Annotated in this window: 13 protein-coding genes; 7 read left to right on the top strand and 6 right to left on the bottom strand. The window is 68.4% G+C overall.

What is annotated here, in order from left to right; all coding sequences use genetic code 11:
* Window positions 1-115: 115 nt before the first annotated feature.
* The gene (locus tag E4M00_RS03445) at window positions 116-757 is read left to right on the top strand and encodes a GTP pyrophosphokinase (protein WP_135119223.1); all 642 of its coding nucleotides are present in this window, start codon (window positions 116-118) and stop codon (window positions 755-757) included.
* An 11-nt stretch (window positions 758-768) separates the two neighbouring features.
* Here E4M00_RS03445 and E4M00_RS03440 read toward each other — a convergent pair whose 3' ends face one another.
* The gene (locus tag E4M00_RS03440; protein WP_135119071.1) at window positions 769-2,025 is read right to left on the bottom strand and encodes a Coenzyme F420 hydrogenase/dehydrogenase, beta subunit C-terminal domain; all 1,257 of its coding nucleotides are present in this window, start codon (window positions 2,023-2,025) and stop codon (window positions 769-771) included.
* A 141-nt stretch (window positions 2,026-2,166) separates the two neighbouring features.
* On the opposite strand from E4M00_RS03440, the gene E4M00_RS03435 reads away from it, so the two are divergent.
* Window positions 2,167-3,180 carry a glycosyltransferase gene (locus tag E4M00_RS03435; protein ID WP_167756809.1) on the top strand — a complete coding sequence of 338 codons (1,014 nt, stop codon included), beginning with the start codon at window positions 2,167-2,169 and terminating at the stop codon, window positions 3,178-3,180.
* A gap of 5 nt (window positions 3,181-3,185) precedes the next feature.
* Here E4M00_RS03435 and E4M00_RS03430 read toward each other — a convergent pair whose 3' ends face one another.
* The 4 genes from E4M00_RS03430 to E4M00_RS03415 all read right to left on the bottom strand — a co-directional run bounded on the left by E4M00_RS03430 (window position 3,186) and on the right by E4M00_RS03415 (window position 6,927).
* Window positions 3,186-3,650 carry an FAD synthase family protein gene (locus E4M00_RS03430; protein WP_240036810.1) on the bottom strand — a complete coding sequence of 155 codons (465 nt, stop codon included), beginning with the start codon at window positions 3,648-3,650 and terminating at the stop codon, window positions 3,186-3,188.
* Window positions 3,651-3,784: 134 nt separating this feature from the next.
* The gene (locus E4M00_RS03425) at window positions 3,785-5,284 is read right to left on the bottom strand and encodes a lipopolysaccharide biosynthesis protein (protein WP_135119069.1); all 1,500 of its coding nucleotides are present in this window, start codon (window positions 5,282-5,284) and stop codon (window positions 3,785-3,787) included.
* Between the two features lie 3 nt (window positions 5,285-5,287).
* The gene (locus tag E4M00_RS03420) at window positions 5,288-6,367 is read right to left on the bottom strand and encodes a polysaccharide pyruvyl transferase family protein (protein WP_240036834.1); all 1,080 of its coding nucleotides are present in this window, start codon (window positions 6,365-6,367) and stop codon (window positions 5,288-5,290) included.
* The gene (locus tag E4M00_RS03415; protein ID WP_204772957.1) at window positions 6,367-6,927 is read right to left on the bottom strand and encodes an acyltransferase; all 561 of its coding nucleotides are present in this window, start codon (window positions 6,925-6,927) and stop codon (window positions 6,367-6,369) included. Before E4M00_RS03415 ends, E4M00_RS03420 begins: the two co-directional genes overlap by 1 nt.
* Before the next feature lie 128 nt (window positions 6,928-7,055).
* Here E4M00_RS03415 and E4M00_RS03410 point away from each other — a divergent pair, with 128 nt between their 5' ends.
* From E4M00_RS03410 to E4M00_RS03380, 5 genes are all read left to right on the top strand, one after another.
* Window positions 7,056-9,206 carry an acyltransferase family protein gene (locus tag E4M00_RS03410; RefSeq protein ID WP_167756808.1) on the top strand — a complete coding sequence of 717 codons (2,151 nt, stop codon included), beginning with the start codon at window positions 7,056-7,058 and terminating at the stop codon, window positions 9,204-9,206.
* Window positions 9,207-9,364: 158 nt separating this feature from the next.
* Window positions 9,365-11,425: a right-handed parallel beta-helix repeat-containing protein gene (locus E4M00_RS17810; protein WP_167756807.1), complete on the top strand. Its 2,061-nt coding sequence runs from the start codon at window positions 9,365-9,367 to the stop codon at window positions 11,423-11,425.
* 111 nt (window positions 11,426-11,536) lie between these two features.
* Entirely contained in the window at window positions 11,537-12,181 is a 645-nt protein-coding gene (locus tag E4M00_RS03390; RefSeq protein ID WP_135119063.1) for a hypothetical protein, read from the top strand.
* Window positions 12,182-12,289: 108 nt separating this feature from the next.
* On the top strand, window positions 12,290-16,981 hold the full coding sequence (locus E4M00_RS03385) for a PKD domain-containing protein (protein WP_135119062.1): 4,692 nt from the start codon (window positions 12,290-12,292) through the stop codon (window positions 16,979-16,981).
* 34 nt (window positions 16,982-17,015) lie between these two features.
* The gene (locus E4M00_RS03380) at window positions 17,016-17,960 is read left to right on the top strand and encodes a glycosyltransferase family 2 protein (RefSeq protein WP_135119061.1); all 945 of its coding nucleotides are present in this window, start codon (window positions 17,016-17,018) and stop codon (window positions 17,958-17,960) included.
* A 14-nt stretch (window positions 17,961-17,974) separates the two neighbouring features.
* Here the strand turns inward: E4M00_RS03380 and E4M00_RS03375 are convergent, their stop codons facing one another.
* The gene (locus E4M00_RS03375; RefSeq protein WP_204772956.1) at window positions 17,975-18,898 is read right to left on the bottom strand and encodes a glycosyltransferase; all 924 of its coding nucleotides are present in this window, start codon (window positions 18,896-18,898) and stop codon (window positions 17,975-17,977) included.
* Window positions 18,899-19,101: the final 203 nt, after the last annotated feature.

The following is a 19,101-nucleotide window of genomic DNA, read 5'->3' as shown; positions in this document are numbered from 1 at the left end:
AGGTGTGGACACGATCCCCGATGACAAGCCCAGGCTGACCGCACTCACGCGGCCACTGCTCACCCCGCGAACCAGCGAGCTGTTCCAGCAACTCGACCTCGACACCCTCGCCGAGATGAAGGCGCTGCGCGACGAGTTCAGTCGCTTCCTGCAGCGCTACAAGTTCGGCATGGACGAGATCGTCACGAAGCTGTCGATCCTGCGTGAGGAGTTCAGCGAGCAGGAGGACCACAACCCGATCGAGCACATCTCCTGCCGACTCAAGTCGACCGACGGCGTTCTCGAGAAGCTCGACCGCAAGGGCATCGAGCCCTCGTTCGACGCCATCCGCTCGTCCATCACCGATATCGCTGGCGTGCGTGTCACCTGCAGCTTCGTCTCCGACGTCTACCGCATCGTCGACATGATCACGGCGCAGCAGGATGTCCGCGTGCTGAGCATCAAGGACTACATCGCCCGCCCGAAGCCGAACGGCTACCGCAGCCTGCACGTCATCCTCGAGGTACCGGTCTTCCTCTCCGGCGGCCCTGTCCCCGTCACCGTCGAGGTGCAGTTCCGCACCATCGCCATGGATTTCTGGGCGAGCCTCGAGCACAAGACCTACTACAAGTACGACAAGCAGGTCCCGCAGCACCTCGTCGACGGCCTGACCGAGGCCGCCGAGACGGCCGCCCGGCTCGACGAGACGATGGAGCGCCTGCACCGGGAGGTGCACGGCCACCCGGCCCCGCGACGTGCCCAGGTGCTCGAGGCCTGACGGCGACAGCCTCAAGGACGCCGTGATCGGGAGCGGTCGGCGCGCACCCTGCTGTAGGTGCCCCGGGCCGTGCGTGCGACCAGACCGAGGCGGCCGGCCGCGAACGCGAGGAGGCCGAACCCGATGAATCGGGGCGGGCGGATGCCTGCGGCACGCGCGCCCGCGAGCCGACCGGCGAGGGTCTGGCGTCGCTTGCGCTGCAACGGCTGGACCGCATCGAGCTCCTCGGTCGACAGGGGAGAAGCGACGAGGATCCCCGCGGCGATGGCGCGGGCGACCACGTCGCGTCCCCGCGTGGTGCGGGCGATCAGGGCGCTGATGCCGTCGCCCTCGGTGAAGTCGGGATAGCCGCGGTCATCCGATCGCCAGAAGTCGGCCGCGGTGATGTCCGAGCTCTCGCCGATGCCGTCGGGGCAGATCTTGCAGCGCCACTGCACGGTGGGTCCGAGGTGATCGCCCCAGGATTCGTCGTAGGACGCGGAGTGTTCGGTGCCCTCGGTCGTCACCGCGGTGAAGCGGCCCGGCCACCCCCTCCCGCGGTACCAGAGGTCGCGCAGCGCGCCGCCCGGCTGCACGCCGAGCGCGGTCACAAGGGAGTCCGTGGCCGACTGGCTGGGGGTTCCGGCACAGTAGAAGGACAGGAGCAGGGGCCCGTCGGCGGATCCCGGTGGGCGCATCGCGCGCAGGGCGGATGCCTCGCACGGCTTCCCGACGACCGCGGACGCCGCGAGGGTCGCCAGTGGATTCGCGGCGATCGAGACCGGGGCATAGCGTGATCCGGCGGCAGCGAGTGCCTCGTCCCGAGTCATGATGCTCACGCTCACCGTCCGTCGCGGGCTTCCCGCCTCGGCCTGGGCGCCGACGACCTGAGCGGCCTCGCCGGTCTCGACGAGCCAGGCGGCCAAGGCGGTGATGGTGCCGCCGCTGCTGCCCTTCCGGCGGATCTCGGGGTCGGCGGCCCATGCCGACCACGCCTGCACGACCGGCCCCATCGTCGGGTGCCGCTGGGACTCCTTCGGGTTCTGCGCGCGCACGAGGATGCCGGGGCATGCCCGCCGGAGGGTGTCGACCGCTCCAGCGGCTGCGACTCCGTCATCGATGCGCGTCGGCCGGCTGTAGCCGTCCTCGTCGAGTGCCATCGTGAGTCCACTGTCGAGGAGGGTGCATGCCCCGCACCCCGAGCAATTCCCCTCAGCCACCACCCGAGCGATCGCCCTGTCGAGCGCCGCGCCCTCGCCGGCATCGCTCCTCGTGGCTCTGATGCGCATGGACCGATGCTAGCGGTCGGTCCCGCGACGTCGCCGTCGCCGCGGGAAGCCACGCCCTTGTCGCGTCGCCATGGCAGCCCTATCATGAGCACGAGCGGCCTGTCGGCTGCCGATCGAGCCCGATTCGAAGGACGCACGCGAGTGACCGCACAGCACCACGGCCGACATCTGACGATGGCCGTCGCGATGCGGGTGTACAACAGCGAGCGCTTCGTCGGGGATCATCTCCGGTCGCTCATCACCCAGTCGGTTGTACCCGATGAGATCGTGATCGGCGACGACGGTTCCACGGACGGAACCAGGGCTGTGATCGAGACCGTGCGGTCCGAGGCTGCCGCGAGGCCGGAGAGCGCAGGGATCGTCTGGACGCTGCTGCCGTCCGAGCACCACGGCATCGCCGGCAACATCGAACGTACGATGGCCGCGTGCACCGCCGACATCGTGGTCGTGTGCGATCACGATGACATCAGCTATCCCGATCGCTTCGAGCGCATCCGGGATGCCTTCGAGTCACGGCCCGCCCTGCTCTTCGTGCACGGGGATGCCGACCTCATCGACGAGACCGGGGCGTCGATGGGGGCGCGGCTGGCGGCAACCCAAGCCGTGAGCGAGTGGGAGCGCGGCCGCTATCGCGCGGGTGAGGCGCTGGACGTGCTCATCCGTCGGAACATCGTCACCGGCGCGACGGCCGCATTCCGGCGGGAGCTTCTCCAGTCGGCCACGCCGTTCCCGCGCAGTTGGGTCTACGACGAATGGCTCGGGATCGTCGCCGCCGGGCTGGGCGGCACCGACTACCTCGACGATCCCACCATCGGCTATCGGCAGCACAGTTCCAACAAGACCGGCGTGCGCCGGCGGGGGGTCCGCGAACGGATGGCGCTCCTCCTGGCTCCCGGAGCGGCCCGGAACGAGCGTCTGCGCACTCGCGCCGAGGTGCTGGTCTCCCGGTTCGAATCCCTGGGTGACCGGGTGCCACCGGCTCGCCTGGCCCTCGCGCAGCAGAAACGCGATCACGAGCGGGCGAGAAACGCCTTCCCCGTCAACCGCCTCCGCCGCGCGATCCCGGTGCTGCGCGCCGCATCCACCGGGGCATACGGGCGTTTCGCGCGCGGCCGCAAAGACGTCCTGCTCGATCTGGTGCAGCCGATCCGATAGCTCGGTCAGGCCTCGTTGGCGATGGTGTCGTCGCCTCGATCGAGGATCTCGAGTGCCCGTCGCAGCACGGTGCTCGAGGTGTGGACCGTGTACGGGAAGTACACGATCTCGACTCCGACCTCGGCGAATCTGCGTTCCAGTCGCAGGCCCTTCTCCGTCCCTCGCCAGTCGTCGCCCTTGAAGAAGACGTCGAAGCCGACCTCACGCCAGGTCTCCAGCTTGTCGGGCAGCACCTCGGCGCGGGCCTCGTCGACGAACGAGATGTGGCTGACGATCTCCAGGCGTTCGGCCAGGGGCACGATCGGCGGCGATCCTTTGGTGCGCAGCAGCATCTCGTCGGAGACCACGCCTGCGATCAGCACGTCGCAGTGGCTCTTCGCATGGCGCAACAGGTTGAGATGGCCGACGTGGAAGAGGTCGAAGGCACCGGCCGCGTAGCCGATCCTGGGTCTGGAATCGTCGATCGTCACTGGGAGTCCTCTCGTTCGGCGCAGTTCGGGCGCACCGATCTCGGGTGTGAGAGTTTCTCAGATCGTAAACCGGGTGGTTCGTCGGCGCCTAGTCTTTCGGGCCGAATCACCCCCGGTTGAGGGGCGTCGGGCGCTCATTCAGGCGCAGCAGGCCGCCGCCGGAGGGACGGCAGCAGGCGGAGGAGCGAGAGCACATCGAGCACATCGCGGCGTACCGGCCTGATCAGGAGGGCGGCGATGGCGTAGGTCAGGACCACGCTGACGATGCCCCCGATCAGTGCGACGAACGACGGCACTGACGAGAGAGCCACGGCGACTCCCCACCCCGCCGCTGCGCCCGCAGCGACGACGGCGAGCATCCGAAGTGCCTGCATGTACAGCCGACGAGTCGGAATGACGGTGCGACGCGACAGCCAGGCGAGCGAGATCGGCCACGCGATCGCCGGGGCGACCGCGTAACCGACGGCGACCCCGATCACCCCGAAGAACGACCCGGCGACGATGCAGACGACCTTGATGGCCGACGTCACGAGGGTGTAGCGGAACAGGTCCGCTGTGAGGCCCTTCGACATGTAGATCCAGTACCCCACGTAGGAGATGGTCTGGAAGATTCCGGCGACGGCGAGCAGGCGGAGGATCGGCGTCACCCCGTCCCATTGCGGGCCGAGCAGGATCGCGGTGAGCGGGTCTGCGGTTGCGATCACGAGTCCGAGCCCGGCCACGAGTGTGTACCCCAGGGCCTGCTGGCCGCGCAGCACGAAGGCGGCATAGCGCTTGCTGTCGTTGCTGAGTCGGGACAGCACGGGCAGGGCGACGCGCGTCGTCGGAGAGCGCAGCTGGCCGAGCGGCTGCATGAGCAACTGGAAGCCGCGGTTGTAGATTCCGAGCTGCCCGGCACCGAAGCGGAAGCCGATGATCACCGAATCGACATTGTTGCTCACATAGCCGATGAGCTGAGTTCCCACCATGTGCCAGCCGAAACGGAGCAGTCCTCCCATCGATTGCCCGCGGCGCGGGAGTCGCGGAAGCCAGCGGGCGCTCGAGACCACGACGAGGAGACCGACCACGCAGCCCGACAATTGCTGCACGGCGAGGGCCCAGTACCCCCAGCCGGCCAGAGCGGTTGCGATGGCTGCGGCGAGACCGACCGCGGCCGCGAGGATGTCGCTCGCCGCCAGCACCGAGAACTTGAGGGCACGGTTGCGGTCTGCTCGATACTGCGTGGTGATGCCGTTGATGAGGAACGTGAGCGAGAGCACCCGAACCAGGTCCACGAGCTCCGGCTCGCCGTAGAACGCGGCGACGAGGGGAGCGGACAGGGCCACGATCGCGGTGAGGACCAGTCCGATCCCGCTGTTGATCCACACCAGGTTGTCGCGCTGGCCCCGAGTCAGCGTCGGGCTCTGGATGGCGGCCGACGAGAGGCCGAAGTCGCGGAAGATCTCGCCGATCCCGATGATCGTGAGCACCATGGCGAGAAGGCCGTAGTCGTGCGGGGTGAGCAGGCGCGAGAGGACGACGACGGAGGCGACCTGGATCGCGATCCGTCCTCCCTGGCCGCCCAGAGTCACGGCGGCGCCACGCGCGGCAGCCTGCCCGAGGCTCCGGCGCGGTGGTTCGTCTGCGAGCGTCACGGGCTAGCTGATCGCCGAGCGGATCGCGTCGGTGGCAGGCAGCAGCCGGTCGCGTGCCCGATCGAGCGTCGTCGCGACGGCCGAGGCGAGTCCGTCGTCGGAGGCACGGGCCTCGACGGATGCCGCGGGATCCGCGTCCGTGCGCAGATCCACCGTGGCCGTCCACCCGAGGTCGTCCAGGAGCGGCTTGAACTTGCGTGAGTACGCCAACGGGACGGCGGGGGTGCCGACCGAGAGGGCGTTGAGGCAGGCGTGCATGCGCGACCCGATGACGACCTCCGCCGAGGCGACCAGCGCACGCACATCGTCGAGGCCCGTCGGTGACAGGATCTCGGCGTCGGGGGCATGGGCGGCCGCGAACTCCCGGATGGCGGGAGCGTCGTTGTCGGCATCCGTCGAGTCCAGCACGTGGGGGAGGAGGGCGACGGTGCGGCCGGAGGAGGTGAGGCGCTCGTACACGCCCGCCACGACGGCGCGGTAGCCGGCGGCGTCGACGTGGGGATTGTCTCTCCACAGCAGTCCGGAGACGTTGAGGATGACGTCCCTCGTCTTCGGTACGGCGGGAACGGGAAGGGCGAAGACCACATCGGTCGTGAGCGTGGCGTCGGAGCGCCCGAGCTTCTTGGCGTGGTCGAGGCTGTCGCTGTCGCGCACCAGCACCGCGCCGGCCCGGTGGAGCGAGAACCGGCCGGTTGCGCGGCCTCGAACCGTCGTGAACGGACCGATGGTCTGCGGTCCCATGACCACGACAGCGCCGGCCTGCCGTGCGCACTCGGCCATGGCCGACATGACCGCCAGCCGACGAGCGCCGTAGATGTCGGCGAAGCTGTCCCCGGCGCGGGTGTCGACCACGAGATCGAACTGCGAGAGCCACTTCTGCATCCCGAGTCGACCCGTCACGCGCTCTCGGGCGATGCTCGTGACCCGTCCACCCGGGAGATGGCGGTTCGGCTGGCCGAAGCTCTGGAAGGTGAAGGACGATTCAGGAACCGCCCCCTGCACGAGAGCCGCCGTACCCGCCGCGAGAGCCCTGACCCCGAGGTTGGTGGAGAGGTCGTTGGCCCAGAGAACCAGCGTCTTCATCACCACCACCAGGGTTTCAGCCTGCGGTCGGGCAACCGGTAGGTGAGGTCGGTCGGGCGGTCGCCGAGCTTCTTGGCAGGCACGCCCCCGACCAGGGTGAACGGTGCGACATCGCCCGAGACCACGGCTCCGGCTGCCACCACGGCACCTTCCCCGATCGTCGTGCCCGGCAGGATCGTGGCCCGGGCGCTGATCCAGGCACGGTCGCCGATCGAGACCGGAGCGGATTCGTAGGCGAAGTCCGGCGACCGCCAATCGTGCTGGCCGGTCCAGATGTGCACATTCGTCGACAGGTTCACGTCCGAGCCGAGAGTCAGGCCTCCGCGAGCATCGAGGATCGCTCCGTTGCCGATCGAGGAGCGTGGTCCGATGGACAGCCCTGTCGCGCGACGAACCTCGAAGCCGTGCGAGATCGTGGCCGTGTCGTGGATCCGGGCGCCCCACCAGCGCAGTACGACCACGCGGACCGCATGGATCGGGATCTTCCCGGCCAGGACGAGGGTGGCCATCTCGGCATCCCGTCGTCTCCGGGCCGCAGCACGCTTGATCTGCTTGAGCATGCGATGAGACTATCCGCACATCTCCCGGCGACCCCACTGGTGTGCCGACCGAGAGAGTGTCACAGTGGATGTGCCCGAGAGGGCCGAGGCATGCGACTCGACCGGACCAACCCGAATGCGACGGCCACATGAGTGCACCGACCACTGATCATTCCCCCGTCAGTGCTGCTCCGGCGCGGACTGCGCCCGGCTTCCTGCCGGAGATCCAGGCGTTGCGCACCGTGGCCGTCCTGCTCGTCGTCGTGTACCACCTCTGGCCCGGCTACCTCCCGGGCGGGTACATCGGCGTCGACGTGTTCTTCGTCATCTCCGGTTATCTGATCACTGCTCACATCGTCCGCGAGGTCGTGGACAAGCGGTCCTTCACCCTGACGGGCTTCTACGTGCGACGGATCCGGCGCCTGCTCCCGGCGGCGCTCGTCGTCCTGGCCGTCGTCGGAGTGGCCACCCTGCTCTGGGCGCCGCAGACGCTGTGGAACGACACCGGCAAGCAGATCGTCGCCAGCGCCTTCTACGTCGAGAACTGGGCCCTCGTTGCCAACTCCGTCGACTATCTCGGCGCGTCCGTCGAATCGAGCCCGGTGCAGCACTTCTGGTCGCTGTCGGTCGAGGAGCAGTTCTACCTGTTCTGGCCGATCCTCATCGCCGCAGCCTGGCTCCTGATCGCTCGGGGTCGAGCGGCCAGCGCGCGCACACGCCTCGGGCTCACTCTCGCCGGGATCGCTGTCGCGTCGCTCGTGTTCTCGGTGATCGCGACGTACTCGGATCAGCCGAGCGCCTACTTCAACACCTTCACGCGCATGTGGGAATTCGCGGTGGGCGGAGTGCTGGCGGTCTTCGCCGCACGCCTGAGTCTGCGCCCGTGGCAGTCGATCGCCGCGACCTGGGCCGGCCTCGTCGCGATCCTCGTCTCTGCCGTGGTCTACACCTCGGGCTCCCTGTTCCCCGGCTGGATCGCCCTTCTCCCCGTCGTCGGTACGGCGGTGGTGATCGCCGCCGGCCACGCCGACGGCCGGCTCTCCCTCGCCCCGGTGATGCGGTCGCGTCCCGTGCAGTTTGTGGGCGCCATCTCGTACTCGGTCTACCTCTGGCACTGGCCGCTCATCGTGCTGCTGCCGATCATCCTGGAACGAGCGCTGGACACGCCGTTCCGGATCGCGCTCCTCTTCGGGTCGCTCCTCGTCGGGTGGCTCTCGAAGAAGTACATCGAGGATCCGTTCCGCTCGGGAACGATCGGCTGGGGGTCGGGCACCGCGACGCCGAATCCCACAGTGCGGCCGCGGCTCGTGTTCGCCATGGCGGCGGTCGGCATGGTCGTGGTCGCGTCCATCGGCGCGGCGCAGTGGGCGCAGAGCGAGGCCAGGATCGCGCAGTCCGAATCCGCCCTGCGCGCCGTCACCGACCCCGCCGCACTGCCGTGCTTCGGTGCGGCCGCGGCCGTCCCGGGATCGGGGTGCGCCCCGGCGACCACATCCGAGGGCGTTCTCCCCGATCCGATCATCGCTCGTGACGATGGCGCGGCCGACGGCTGCCAGCAGTCGACGGGCTCCACCGAGGTGCTCGTCTGCTCGTTCGGGTCGAAGGCGCCCGGCGCCCTGCGCATCGCGGTGGCCGGCGACTCCCACGCCGGACAGTGGGTCGGCGCGCTGAAGACCCTCGCGATCGACTCCGGATGGCACCTCGACACCTATCTGCGCAGCGGATGCGGCCTCGCGAAGCTGCCCGATTCGGCCGTCGGCGGCGCGCAGCGCTGCGCGACGTGGAACGACAAGGCGTTGCGGGCCATCGTCGCAGAGCAGTACGACGCCGTGATCGTGTCGACCAGGAGCAGCGTCGTGGGCGGCGGAGCCAAGTCCGAGAGTCAGCAGGCGGCGGACGCCTCGGCCATGGTCGGTGCCTGGACCGAGATCCAGGCATCCGGAGCCAGGGTCATCGCCATCCACGACATCCCGCAGCCGGCCAACGGCGGGGTGTACGACGCCCCGACCTGCGTGATGGAGAACCCGGATCCGGCTCCCTGCGCCACGTCGATGTCGAGCTCCATCGTGGCCGACCCCCAGGTGGCGGCGGCTCGGGAGCTCGGCTCGGTCGAGGTCATCGACCTCGCTCCCTACTTCTGCGTCGATGACAGCTGCCCCGCGGTCCTGGGAAGCGTCCTCGTCTACGGAGACGGAAATCACATGACCGCGCTCTTCGCGCAGACTCTCACGCCGTACCTCGGCGCGGAATTGGCCCCTGCTCTGGGTATCGAGCCTGCTGAGGCATCCTCGCTATCGTGAAGGTCCCGGTGCAGCACCGAGGTCGATGTGACAATCGACAGGGCCGTATGTAAGGTTGCTGCAATCCCCCGAACGGGTGTCATCTCCCTACAGCTATTTTGACCGACGACCGTTAGAGGCCCCCCTTGATGCGTTTACGCACCACACGACGCCGACCCTTGTTCGCCCCCATCACACTTGCGACGGCCTTTCTGGCCCTCTCCGCTCTGATCCTCACCCCCCTCGCCGCCACGCCGGCCGACGCAGCAACTCCCTCCGGTTCGCTGTACCAAGCCGTCGCCCCGCAGCGGGTCCTCTCCGGGACCTCGCTCGCCGCGGGCGGCACAGCCACCTCCGCTCTGCCTTCCGTGCCGAGCGGCGCCACAGCCGTCTGGCTGTCGGTGACCGCGGCCCGCGCCACCGCGGCATCCGCCATCTCCGTCTGCGCCGGCTCGACGGCCGCCCAGGCGTGCCGTGCGGCTCCGGCGTTCATCGCCCCCACCGGCATTCCAGCATCGGCTCCGGTCCGAGTGGTCCTCGGCGGGCAGTCGAAGATCACCGTGCACGCGACCAAGCCCGTGGCGGTCGCCTTCGACGTGGTCGGATACTCGGTTCCCTCGGGAACCCAGGGTGCGGGCACGTACTCGCCGGTCGCCGCCGGATCGACGTCGACGCAGAAGCTCGGCGCTCGCGAACTCGTGACGCTCACTGTGCCGGGAGTCCCCGCCGGTGCCACGGCCGTCGCGCTCAACCTCACGTCGACGGGATTCAGTTCCTCGACCTACGTCTCAGCCTGCCCGGCCGGTCAGGCCAAGGCGGACTGTGCTCGCACCTCGGTGCTGAATCCCCGTCCGGCTGGTGATCGCCAGAAGTCCACGATCGTCAAGCTCGGCGGCAGCGCCAACAATCAGGTGCAGTTCTACAACAACGCCGGCAGCGGCACGTTGCGCAGCACCGTCGCCGGATTCGTGCGGACGACGGCGGGCACCGGTGGTGTCCTCTCGGACGTTTCGAGCGCATCCTCCGAGATCGTGCTCGCACCGGGAGGGTCGGCATCCGTCCCCCTCGCCGGAGTCTCGTCCGACGCCACGGCAGCGCTCGTGCGCATCGTCGGAAGCGGCGCCTGGCGGTCGACCGTCGTGTCCGCGTGCTCCACGGCAACGGCGTGCTCCACAGCGTTGATCGCCGAGCCGGGACAGGCGTCGACGAACACGGTCCTGCTGCCGGTCGTCGCCAAGTCCGCGAGCCTGTCGGTTCGCAACTCCTCGGCCAGTGTTCGCCTGAAGTTCGAGGTACTCGCCCAGGTGCTGCCCACAGGCTCGGCCGCTCCGGGCCCGAAGCCGACGGCGACGCCGACCCCGGTCCCCACTCCTCCGGCGAAGCCGACGCCCACGGCCACGCCGAAGCCGACTCCCACCCCCACGCCGACTCCGACGCCTCCAGCGCCCAAGCCGCCGACACCGACTCCCGCGAGCGGGATGCCCGGTGCGAAGAACACGGGTGTGCCCGCCGGTACGAAGCTCACGGTCCACGACGGTGACATCACCGTGACCGCGCCCGGTACTGTCATCGACTCGCTCGACGTCCGCGGCTCGATCGTCGTCAAGGCGGCGAACGTGACGATCAAGAACTCGATCATCCGCGGACGCGCTGGTTCCGGCCCTCTGGTCAACAACCTGCTGCACAACCCGAACCTGGTGATCCAGGACTCGGAGCTGTTCGCGGCCATGGACAGGCGAGTCAGCGGAATCATGGGCTCGCACTTCACCGCGACCCGCCTGAACATCCACCACGTCACCGATGGGATCCACCTCACCGACGGCGAGGTGACGCTCAAGGATTCCTGGCTGCACGACAACCTCCACCTCGACAAGGATCCGGCCTGGAACGGCACCCCGACCCATGACGACGGCATCCAGGTGCAGGGTGGATCGAACATCACCATCGATCACAACACCCTGACCGGTGCGCACAATGCGGCGCTCATGGTCACGCAGGACCGGGCTCGGGTGACGAACCTGAGCTGGACCAGGAACTACGCCGACAATGGTGGCTGCACCATCAACATCGCGCAGGGGAGCCTCGGCCCTGTGACTGGAATGAAGATCACGGACAACACGTTCGGCCGGAACACGTCGATCGCCAACTGCGCGATCATCGCGCCGACGACGACCAAGATCGACACCCAACGCAACTACTGGGCCGACGACATGTCGCCGGTGGCGGTCCGGAAGGGCTGATCGATCGCCGACCCACCCGCTCGCGCGTGACGCGAACGGGTGGGTCGACGGCTCTGGCACGCCCGCAGGGGAAGCTCGTATAGTGTGACCCTCCCCCAGAGAGGCTCAGCCATGACCGACCAGAACGCCACGGCCGGCGGCGCATCATCACGGCGCCGCATCACCCTGCTCGTCATCTCGGGGGTCGTGGTGCTCGCCGTCGTGGCGGTCGTCATCGCGTTGATCTCCGGTGCGTTCGGCGCGCCGGGTGGCACGGGCGGATCTCCGTCCGGATCACCCTCGGGAGCGCCGGCCAGCGGCGAGGCCACTCCCAGCCAGTCGGCGACACCGACGACGACGCCCACCCCGCCGATCCCCATCGAGACCACGGTGCCGCTCGATTCGACGGCTCAGCCTGCGCCGGGAGTGACCGTCTCCGTGAGCGGCTTCGAGGCCGTGGAGGGTGAGGCCGAGCTCGCGGGTGACGTTGCCGGACCGGCCGTCCGCTTCACTGTGACCGTGACGAACACGACGGCCGAGACGGTGTCCCTCGCGGGTGCGCTGGTCAACGTGTACTACGGCCCGGCCCAGAGCCCATCCGACAGTCTCCCCGAGCCCGGCGGTGTTCCGTTGCCCGCTGAGGTGGCTGCTGGGGGGACGGCCGAGGGCGTGTTCATCTACACGATCCCGGAAGACCAGAGGGACGACGTCCTGATCACGTTCGATTATCAGGTCGGCACTCCCGTGACGGCATTCCAAGGTTCAGTGTCCGGCTGAAGAACGGCCCCTTTTGGGGGGGATTGAGTTTGAGTATTCGTCACTAAACTCTGCCTCAGGCTGGCGATCACCCGAAGGTCGCCTCCATACCCGAATGAGGCCTGCCCGATGCGTGTCTTCGCCCGCTCACGTGTACTTTCCATCGCTACAGTCCTGGCTGTCACAGCCGGACTCGTCCTGGTCGCCCAACCGGCGGTCGCCGATACGGCGCCACCGATCACGGGCACTCCTGAGACCGTCTCGTCGGACGCGCTGCCCACAGTGCAGATCGACGGCGTCGTCTGGGACCAGGAAGTCGCCGGCAACAAGGTGTTCGCCGGTGGCGAGTTCGGCACGGCGAGGCCCGCGGGCGCGGACCCCGGCGTCAACACGGTGGTGCGGAACAACATCCTCTCGTACAACCTGACGACGGGTGTCCTCGACGCGACGTGGGCCCCCAACGCCAACGCCCGCGTGCGCAACCTCGCTGTCTCCCCCGACGGCAAGCGACTGTACGCGGTGGGCAGCTTCACCTCGATCGCGGGTGCGACGCGGTATCGCATCGCGGCGTTCGACACGGCGACCGGCGCTCTGATCTCCACCTTCAAGCCCGTGATCAACGGCAAGATCAACGCGGTCGCCGTCACCAACTCCACCGTCTACGTCGTCGGACAGTTCACCACTGCCAACAACGTGGCGGTGGCCGGCGGTGCGGCCCTGGATGCCGCGACCGGCGCCACGAAGACCGGGTGGGCTCCGCAGATCGCGAATGGTCAGGCGACCTCGATCGTCGTGAAGTCCGACGGGTCCAAGGTGGTCATCGGCGGGTACTTCCAGAGCGTCAACGGATCGTCCAGCCCCGGCTACGGCCTCGCGTCGCTGGATGGAACGACGGCAGCGATCCAGCCGTTCAACGTGAACAACAGCGTCCGCAACGCTGATGCCAACGCCGCGATCAGCAGCCTCGCCTCGGACGAGGGCGGCGTGTACGGAACGGGCCAGCACTACGGATCCGGAACCCTCGAGGGCACGTTCTACGCCAGTTGGGACACCGGCGACATCATCTGGGTCGAGGACTGCCACGGCGACACCTACTCGGTATACCCGGTGGGCGACGTGATCTACACGACGAGCCACGCACACTACTGCGGCAACATCGGTGCATTCCCGCAGACCGAACCGTGGACGATGCACCGTGCACTGGCCTTCACGAAGACCGTCCAGGGCACCATCACCAACGACCCCCACGGTTACACCAACTGGGCCGGCACGCCGCGCCCCGCGCTTCTCGACTGGTTCCCGGACATCAACACGGGATCCTTCACCGGCGTCGGCCAGGGCGGCTGGTCGGTCAGCGCGAGCGGTGACCAGAAGTACGTCCTGTACGGCGGCGAGTTCACCCGGGTGAACAACACCAAGCAGCAGGGCCTCGTGCGGTTCGCCGCCAAGACCGTGGCCCCGAACAAGGACGCCCCGCGACTCAGTGGAGCCAACTACGTTCCGAATGTCGTGTCCTTCGCGACCGGCACAGCCCGCATCGCGTGGCCGGCGAACTGGGATCGTGACAACGCGAGTCTCAAGTACGACGTCATCCGCAACGGCGTGACCGCCGCCCCGGTCTACACGACGACGGTGAACTCCAACTTCTACACGCTGCCGACGATGAAGTTCGTCGATACGGGCCTGACACCAGGGGCGACGTACACCTATCGCATCCGAGTGACGGATCCGTTCGGCAACGTCGTGAACGGCAACAACGTCAGCGTCGTCGTGGCCTCGTCGGGATCCATCTCCGACTACGCGACCGATGTGCTCGATGACAACCCGACGGACTACTGGCGACTCGGCGAGACGTCAGGTCCGACGGCCTACGACTGGGCCGGTTCGCAGGATGCGACGGCGAGCTCGGGTGTGACCTTCGGCGCCGCCGGTGCCATCGGGTCCGACTCGAACACCGCAGCGACGTTCTCCGGCGACTCCAGTGGTCTCGTGTCGACCCAGAGCGCCATCGAGGGCCCGAACAGCTTCGCGATCGAGACCTGGTTCAAGACCACGAGCACCTCCGGCGGGAAGATCGTCGGATTCGGCAACTCGAGCACCGGAACGTCGACCAACTACGACCGACACGTCTACATGGACAACGCCGGCCGGGTGTTGTTCGGCGTGCACCCGGGCACATCGCGGGTGGTGCAGAGTGGAACCGGCTACAACGACGGTCAGTGGCACCACGTGGTGGCGAACCTCGGTCCGTCGGGCATGCAGCTCTACGTCGACGACGTGCGTGTCGGGCAGCGTTCCGACACCACCTACGGTCAGGCCTACTCGGGCTTCTGGCGCATCGGCGGTGACTCGTCGTGGTCGGGCGCCAACTTCTTCCAGGGCACGATCGACGACGTCGCCATCTACCCGGCACCGCTGTCTCTCCAGCAGGTCGACTCGCACTGGGTGAAGTCCGGACGCACGAGCAGCATCCCCGCGGCACCGGCCGACAGCTACGGAGCGCGGGTGTTCAACGACTCTCCCGACCTGTACTGGCGCCTCAACGAGGGTGTCGGAGCCGGGACCGCGAACGACTCCGGCACGTCCGACAACGACGGTTCGTACACCGGCGGCGTCACGAAGGGCATCACCGGCGCGATCTCCGGCACCACGAACAAGGCCGCATCCTTCAACGGGTCCAACGGTCTGGTGGCAAGCAACGCGGTGTTCAGCAACCCGAAGAACTACACAGAGGAGCTGTGGTTCAACACCACCACGAACAGCGGTGGCAAGCTCATCGGCTTCGGATCCTCGAACACGGGAACCTCGGGCAGCTACGACCGTCACGTCTACATGCAGGACGACGGCAAGCTGGTGTTCGGAGTGTGGACCGGGTTCACGAACACGATCACCACGCCCGGCGCCTACAACGACGGCCTCTGGCACCACATGGTGGCGACCCAGTCGACGACGAGCGGCATGGCCCTCTACGTCGATGGTGCGCTGATCGGCACCAACGGGCAGACCGATGCCCAGGCCTACGACGGCTACTGGCGCATCGGCGGAGACAACACCTGGGGATCGTCGAGCCCGTTCATCAATGCGCGCATCGATGAGGCCGCGGTGTACAGCACGGTGCTGAGCAGCACGGACGTGGCGGCGCACTACGCGCTCGGCACCGGAGTGACCCCGAACGCCGCACCGACCGCGTCCTTCACGTCGACGTCGGGCGTGCTCACTGCGGATGTCGACGGATCGGCATCCGCCGACTCCGACGGCACCATCTCGTCCTACAGCTGGTCCTTCGGTGACGGGGGAACGGCGACAGGGCCGACGGCGACGCACGCCTACACGGCTGGAGGCACGTACACGGTGACGCTGACGGTGACGGACAACCAGGGTGCCACTGCGACCACCAGCTCGTCGGTCGTGGTCGCATCCCCGCCGCCGAACGTTCCGCCGGCCGCATCGTTCACCACCGCAGTGACGAACCTCGATGTGAGCGTCGACGCCTCGGCATCCACCGATTCCGATGGCTCGATCACCGGCTACGCCTGGACGTTCGGCGATGGTGCGACAGCGTCGACTCCGACAGCGTCGCACTCCTACGCGGCGGCAGGCACGTACACGATCGGCCTGACGGTGACCGACGACGATGGCGCGACCACGACCACGACGAGTGGCGTGACCGTGGCTCCGGCACCGCCGGCCAACGTCGCCCCCACTGCCGCGTTCACCTCGAGTGCGACCTTCCTCTCGCTGTCGGTCGACGGCGGGACGTCAACCGACTCCGATGGAACGATCGCCTCGTACGCCTGGAACTTCGGTGATGGTGCGACCGCGACGACACCCACCGCGACCCACCCGTATGCGGCAGCAGGCACGTACAACGTGTCGCTGACAGTCACGGATGACGACGGCGCGACCAACACGACGACCACAGCGGTCACCGTGTCGGCTCCGCCGCCGAACGCTCTGCCGACGGCCTCCTTCACGACGCAGGTCGACAGTCTCCACCTCGCGGTGAACGGCACGGCTTCGTCGGACACCGACGGCACGATCACCTCGTACGCCTGGAACTTCGGTGACGGAGGTACGGCGACAGGTTCGACCGCCACCCACGACTACGCGGCGGCCGGCACCTACACGGTGACGTTGACGGTCACGGACAACGCGTCCGGCACGGGAACCACGAGCAGCAGTGTCACGACTGTCGCGCCCCCCGGCCCGGCCGTGTACGCCAAGGATGCCTTCGGACGCACGACCAGCAACGGACTGGGGACCGCCGATGTCGGCGGCGCCTGGACCGTGTCCGGTGGTACGGCGAACTTCTCGGTCGGCTCGGGCACCGCGAACCTGAAGGCTCCGCTCGGCGGAACCCTCACCGGATACCTCAACGGCGTCTCGACGACCGATTCCGAGGTTCGCGCCCAGGTCTCCATCGACAAGGTACCGACAGGCACGGGCACCTACGCCTCGGTCTACGGCCGGACCGTCGGCACCGGCACCTACGGTGCCAAGCTGAGGTTCTTCCCCACGGGAGCGGTCACGCTGCAGGCGTCAGGAGGCTCGGCGATCGTCCTGCCCGGCCTCAGCTACACGCCCGGGGAGCAGTTGCAGGTGCGCGTCCAGGTGACCGGGACCTCGCCGACGACGACTCGGGCCAAGGTCTGGCGCGTCGGAGAGCTGGAACCGACGACGTGGCAGGTCTCGGGGACCGACTCGACGGCGGCGATGCAGGTTGCCGGTGGGGTGGCGATCCAGGTCTTCCTCCCCTCGTCCGCGACCAACGCGCCGGTGACCGGTCGGTTCGACAACCTGTTCGCCACGGCCTCCCAGTAGGGGAGGTCGCCCGAGATCGCTGGAGAGGGCGACGATGCGCACGGCTGACGATGAGCCCACGACACTCGTGGTGACCATCGGCGTGCTCACCTATCGTCGCCCCGCCGATCTCGTGGCGATCCTCCCGGTGCTCGTCGAACAGGCCGAAGCCTCGGCGGACGACGTTCGAGTACTGGTCATCGACAATGCGCCGGAGGCCTCGGCCGAGAAGACGGCACGGTCGTTCCCGCCACGATCCGTGCAGTACGTCCACGAACCGTCGCCCGGGATCGCGGCCGCCCGCAATCGCGCGATCGACGAGTCCGAGCGGTCCGACCTGCTCATCTTCATCGACGACGACGAACGCCCCGTCGGCGAGTGGCTCACAGCCCTGCTCTCCACCTATCGCGCGGAACGCCCGGCCGGCATCGCCGGTCCGGTCATCTCCCAGTACGAGGAGGAGCCGGACCCCTGGATCGTGGGCGGCGGCTTCTTCGCCCGGGAGCGCTTCGCGACGGGCACCCAGGTCCAGGTCGCCGCGACAAACAACCTCCTGCTCGACCTCGGCATCGTGCGCCGCCTGGGCCTGCGCTTCGATGAGGAGTTCGGTCTCAGCGGCGGATCGGACACCCTCTTCACGCGCAGCCTCACCGCAGCCGGTGAGCGGATCGTCTGGTGCGATGAGGCCGTCGTCCTCGACATCGTCCCGTCGTCGCGACTCACACGCCGCTGGGTGCTGCAGCGCTACTACCGGATGGGCAATACATGGAGTCGAACCACGGTGCTGCTCAGCGGCTCGACGCCGAGCCGTCTCATCGCTCGGCTCTCGCTGACGGCCGGCGGCGCGGCACGAGTCGTGCAGGGCGCAGCGCGGTCGACGTGGGGCAGGCTGGCGCGGTCGGTCTCACGCGACGCGCGGGGTCAGCGCACGCTCAATCGCGGGCTCGGGATGATGGCGGGAGCCTGGGGCCACGTCTACGCGGAATACAAGCGCGCTTGAGCCCCGAGACCTCTCTATCCGCGCCGGATGCGCACCGCGCGCTCGTACGCCTGCGCGTGCTGCGATCCGACGGTGCTCCAGCTGCGCCTCGACAGGTCGGGCCGCTCCGTTCCGAGGTCGCGCACGGCCGCCAGCGCTCGGGCAAGGTCCGCGGCATCCACTGTTCCGGAGAATCGTTGCACCCACGTCTCACCGACCTCGGTCGCCAGATCGGCGTTCGTCTCGTTCTCCGGGACCAGGATGGGGCGCCCCAGCGAGAGCGCGAGGATGGCGACTCCCGAGTTGTGCATCTCGCGGTAGGGGAGCACGACCAGCTCCGCCTCGCCCACCTCCTCGGCGAGCCGCTCGTCGTCCACGTACTCGAACGCCGCGTCTATGCGGCGGTCTCCGACGGCGGCCGCCTCGATCTCGGCCTGGAGCTCGGGGGTGGCTCTCCCGACGATGCGCAGGGCGGTGTCAGGGTCGTCGAGGCCCTGGAATGCCGTGACGAGGTCGTCGACTCCCTTGTAGGGGCGGATCAGCCCGAAGAACAGCAGACGTCCTCGCTGCCTCGGCGGATGCGGTCGTCCGGAGAACCACTCGATGTAGTCGCCGTGCAGGATGGTGGCCACGGCGGCACCGTCGGGCACCGTCGTGCGATCGTTCAGCCTGATCCACAGCGCGGTACCTCGAGCACTCAATCGGTCGAGGGTGTTCGCGACGACGCCGCGGCGCTCGTGCGGGGCGAGGTTGTGGGCCGTGCGCACCAGGGCGGTCCCTGTCAGGCGCAGGCGCAGCAGCAGGGCCAGGAAGAGCAGAGCGCCACCGGCCGATCGCACTCGACTGCGGCGGAGGAAGAGCACGTCGGGCAGGTGCAGGTGGAACACGTCGTAGCGCCCGAACAGCGCGGTGCGCCAGGTGAAGGCCCTCTGGGCGACTCCCGGGACGCGGCGCAGCACCTGCGTCAGGTAGGGATTCGTCGTCGGTCCCGGCTCACCGAACGACTGCAGGATCCGGAGCGGCGGATGCGGGGGACGGGACGGGCTGGCGATGGTCTGTCGTCCTTCGAGTCGGCTGAACGCGTGACGGAAGCTGAGCGATCCCCAACCTATCGCGTCGTCTCGCGCGGCGGCGTGGGTAGACTCGCGACACGTGCGGGCGG

The sequence above is a fragment of the Orlajensenia leifsoniae genome (genome assembly GCF_004570845.1).
Taxonomy (GTDB): Bacteria; Actinomycetota; Actinomycetes; order Actinomycetales; family Microbacteriaceae; genus Orlajensenia; species Orlajensenia leifsoniae.
This window is presented reverse-complemented; position numbering and strand designations above follow the sequence as displayed.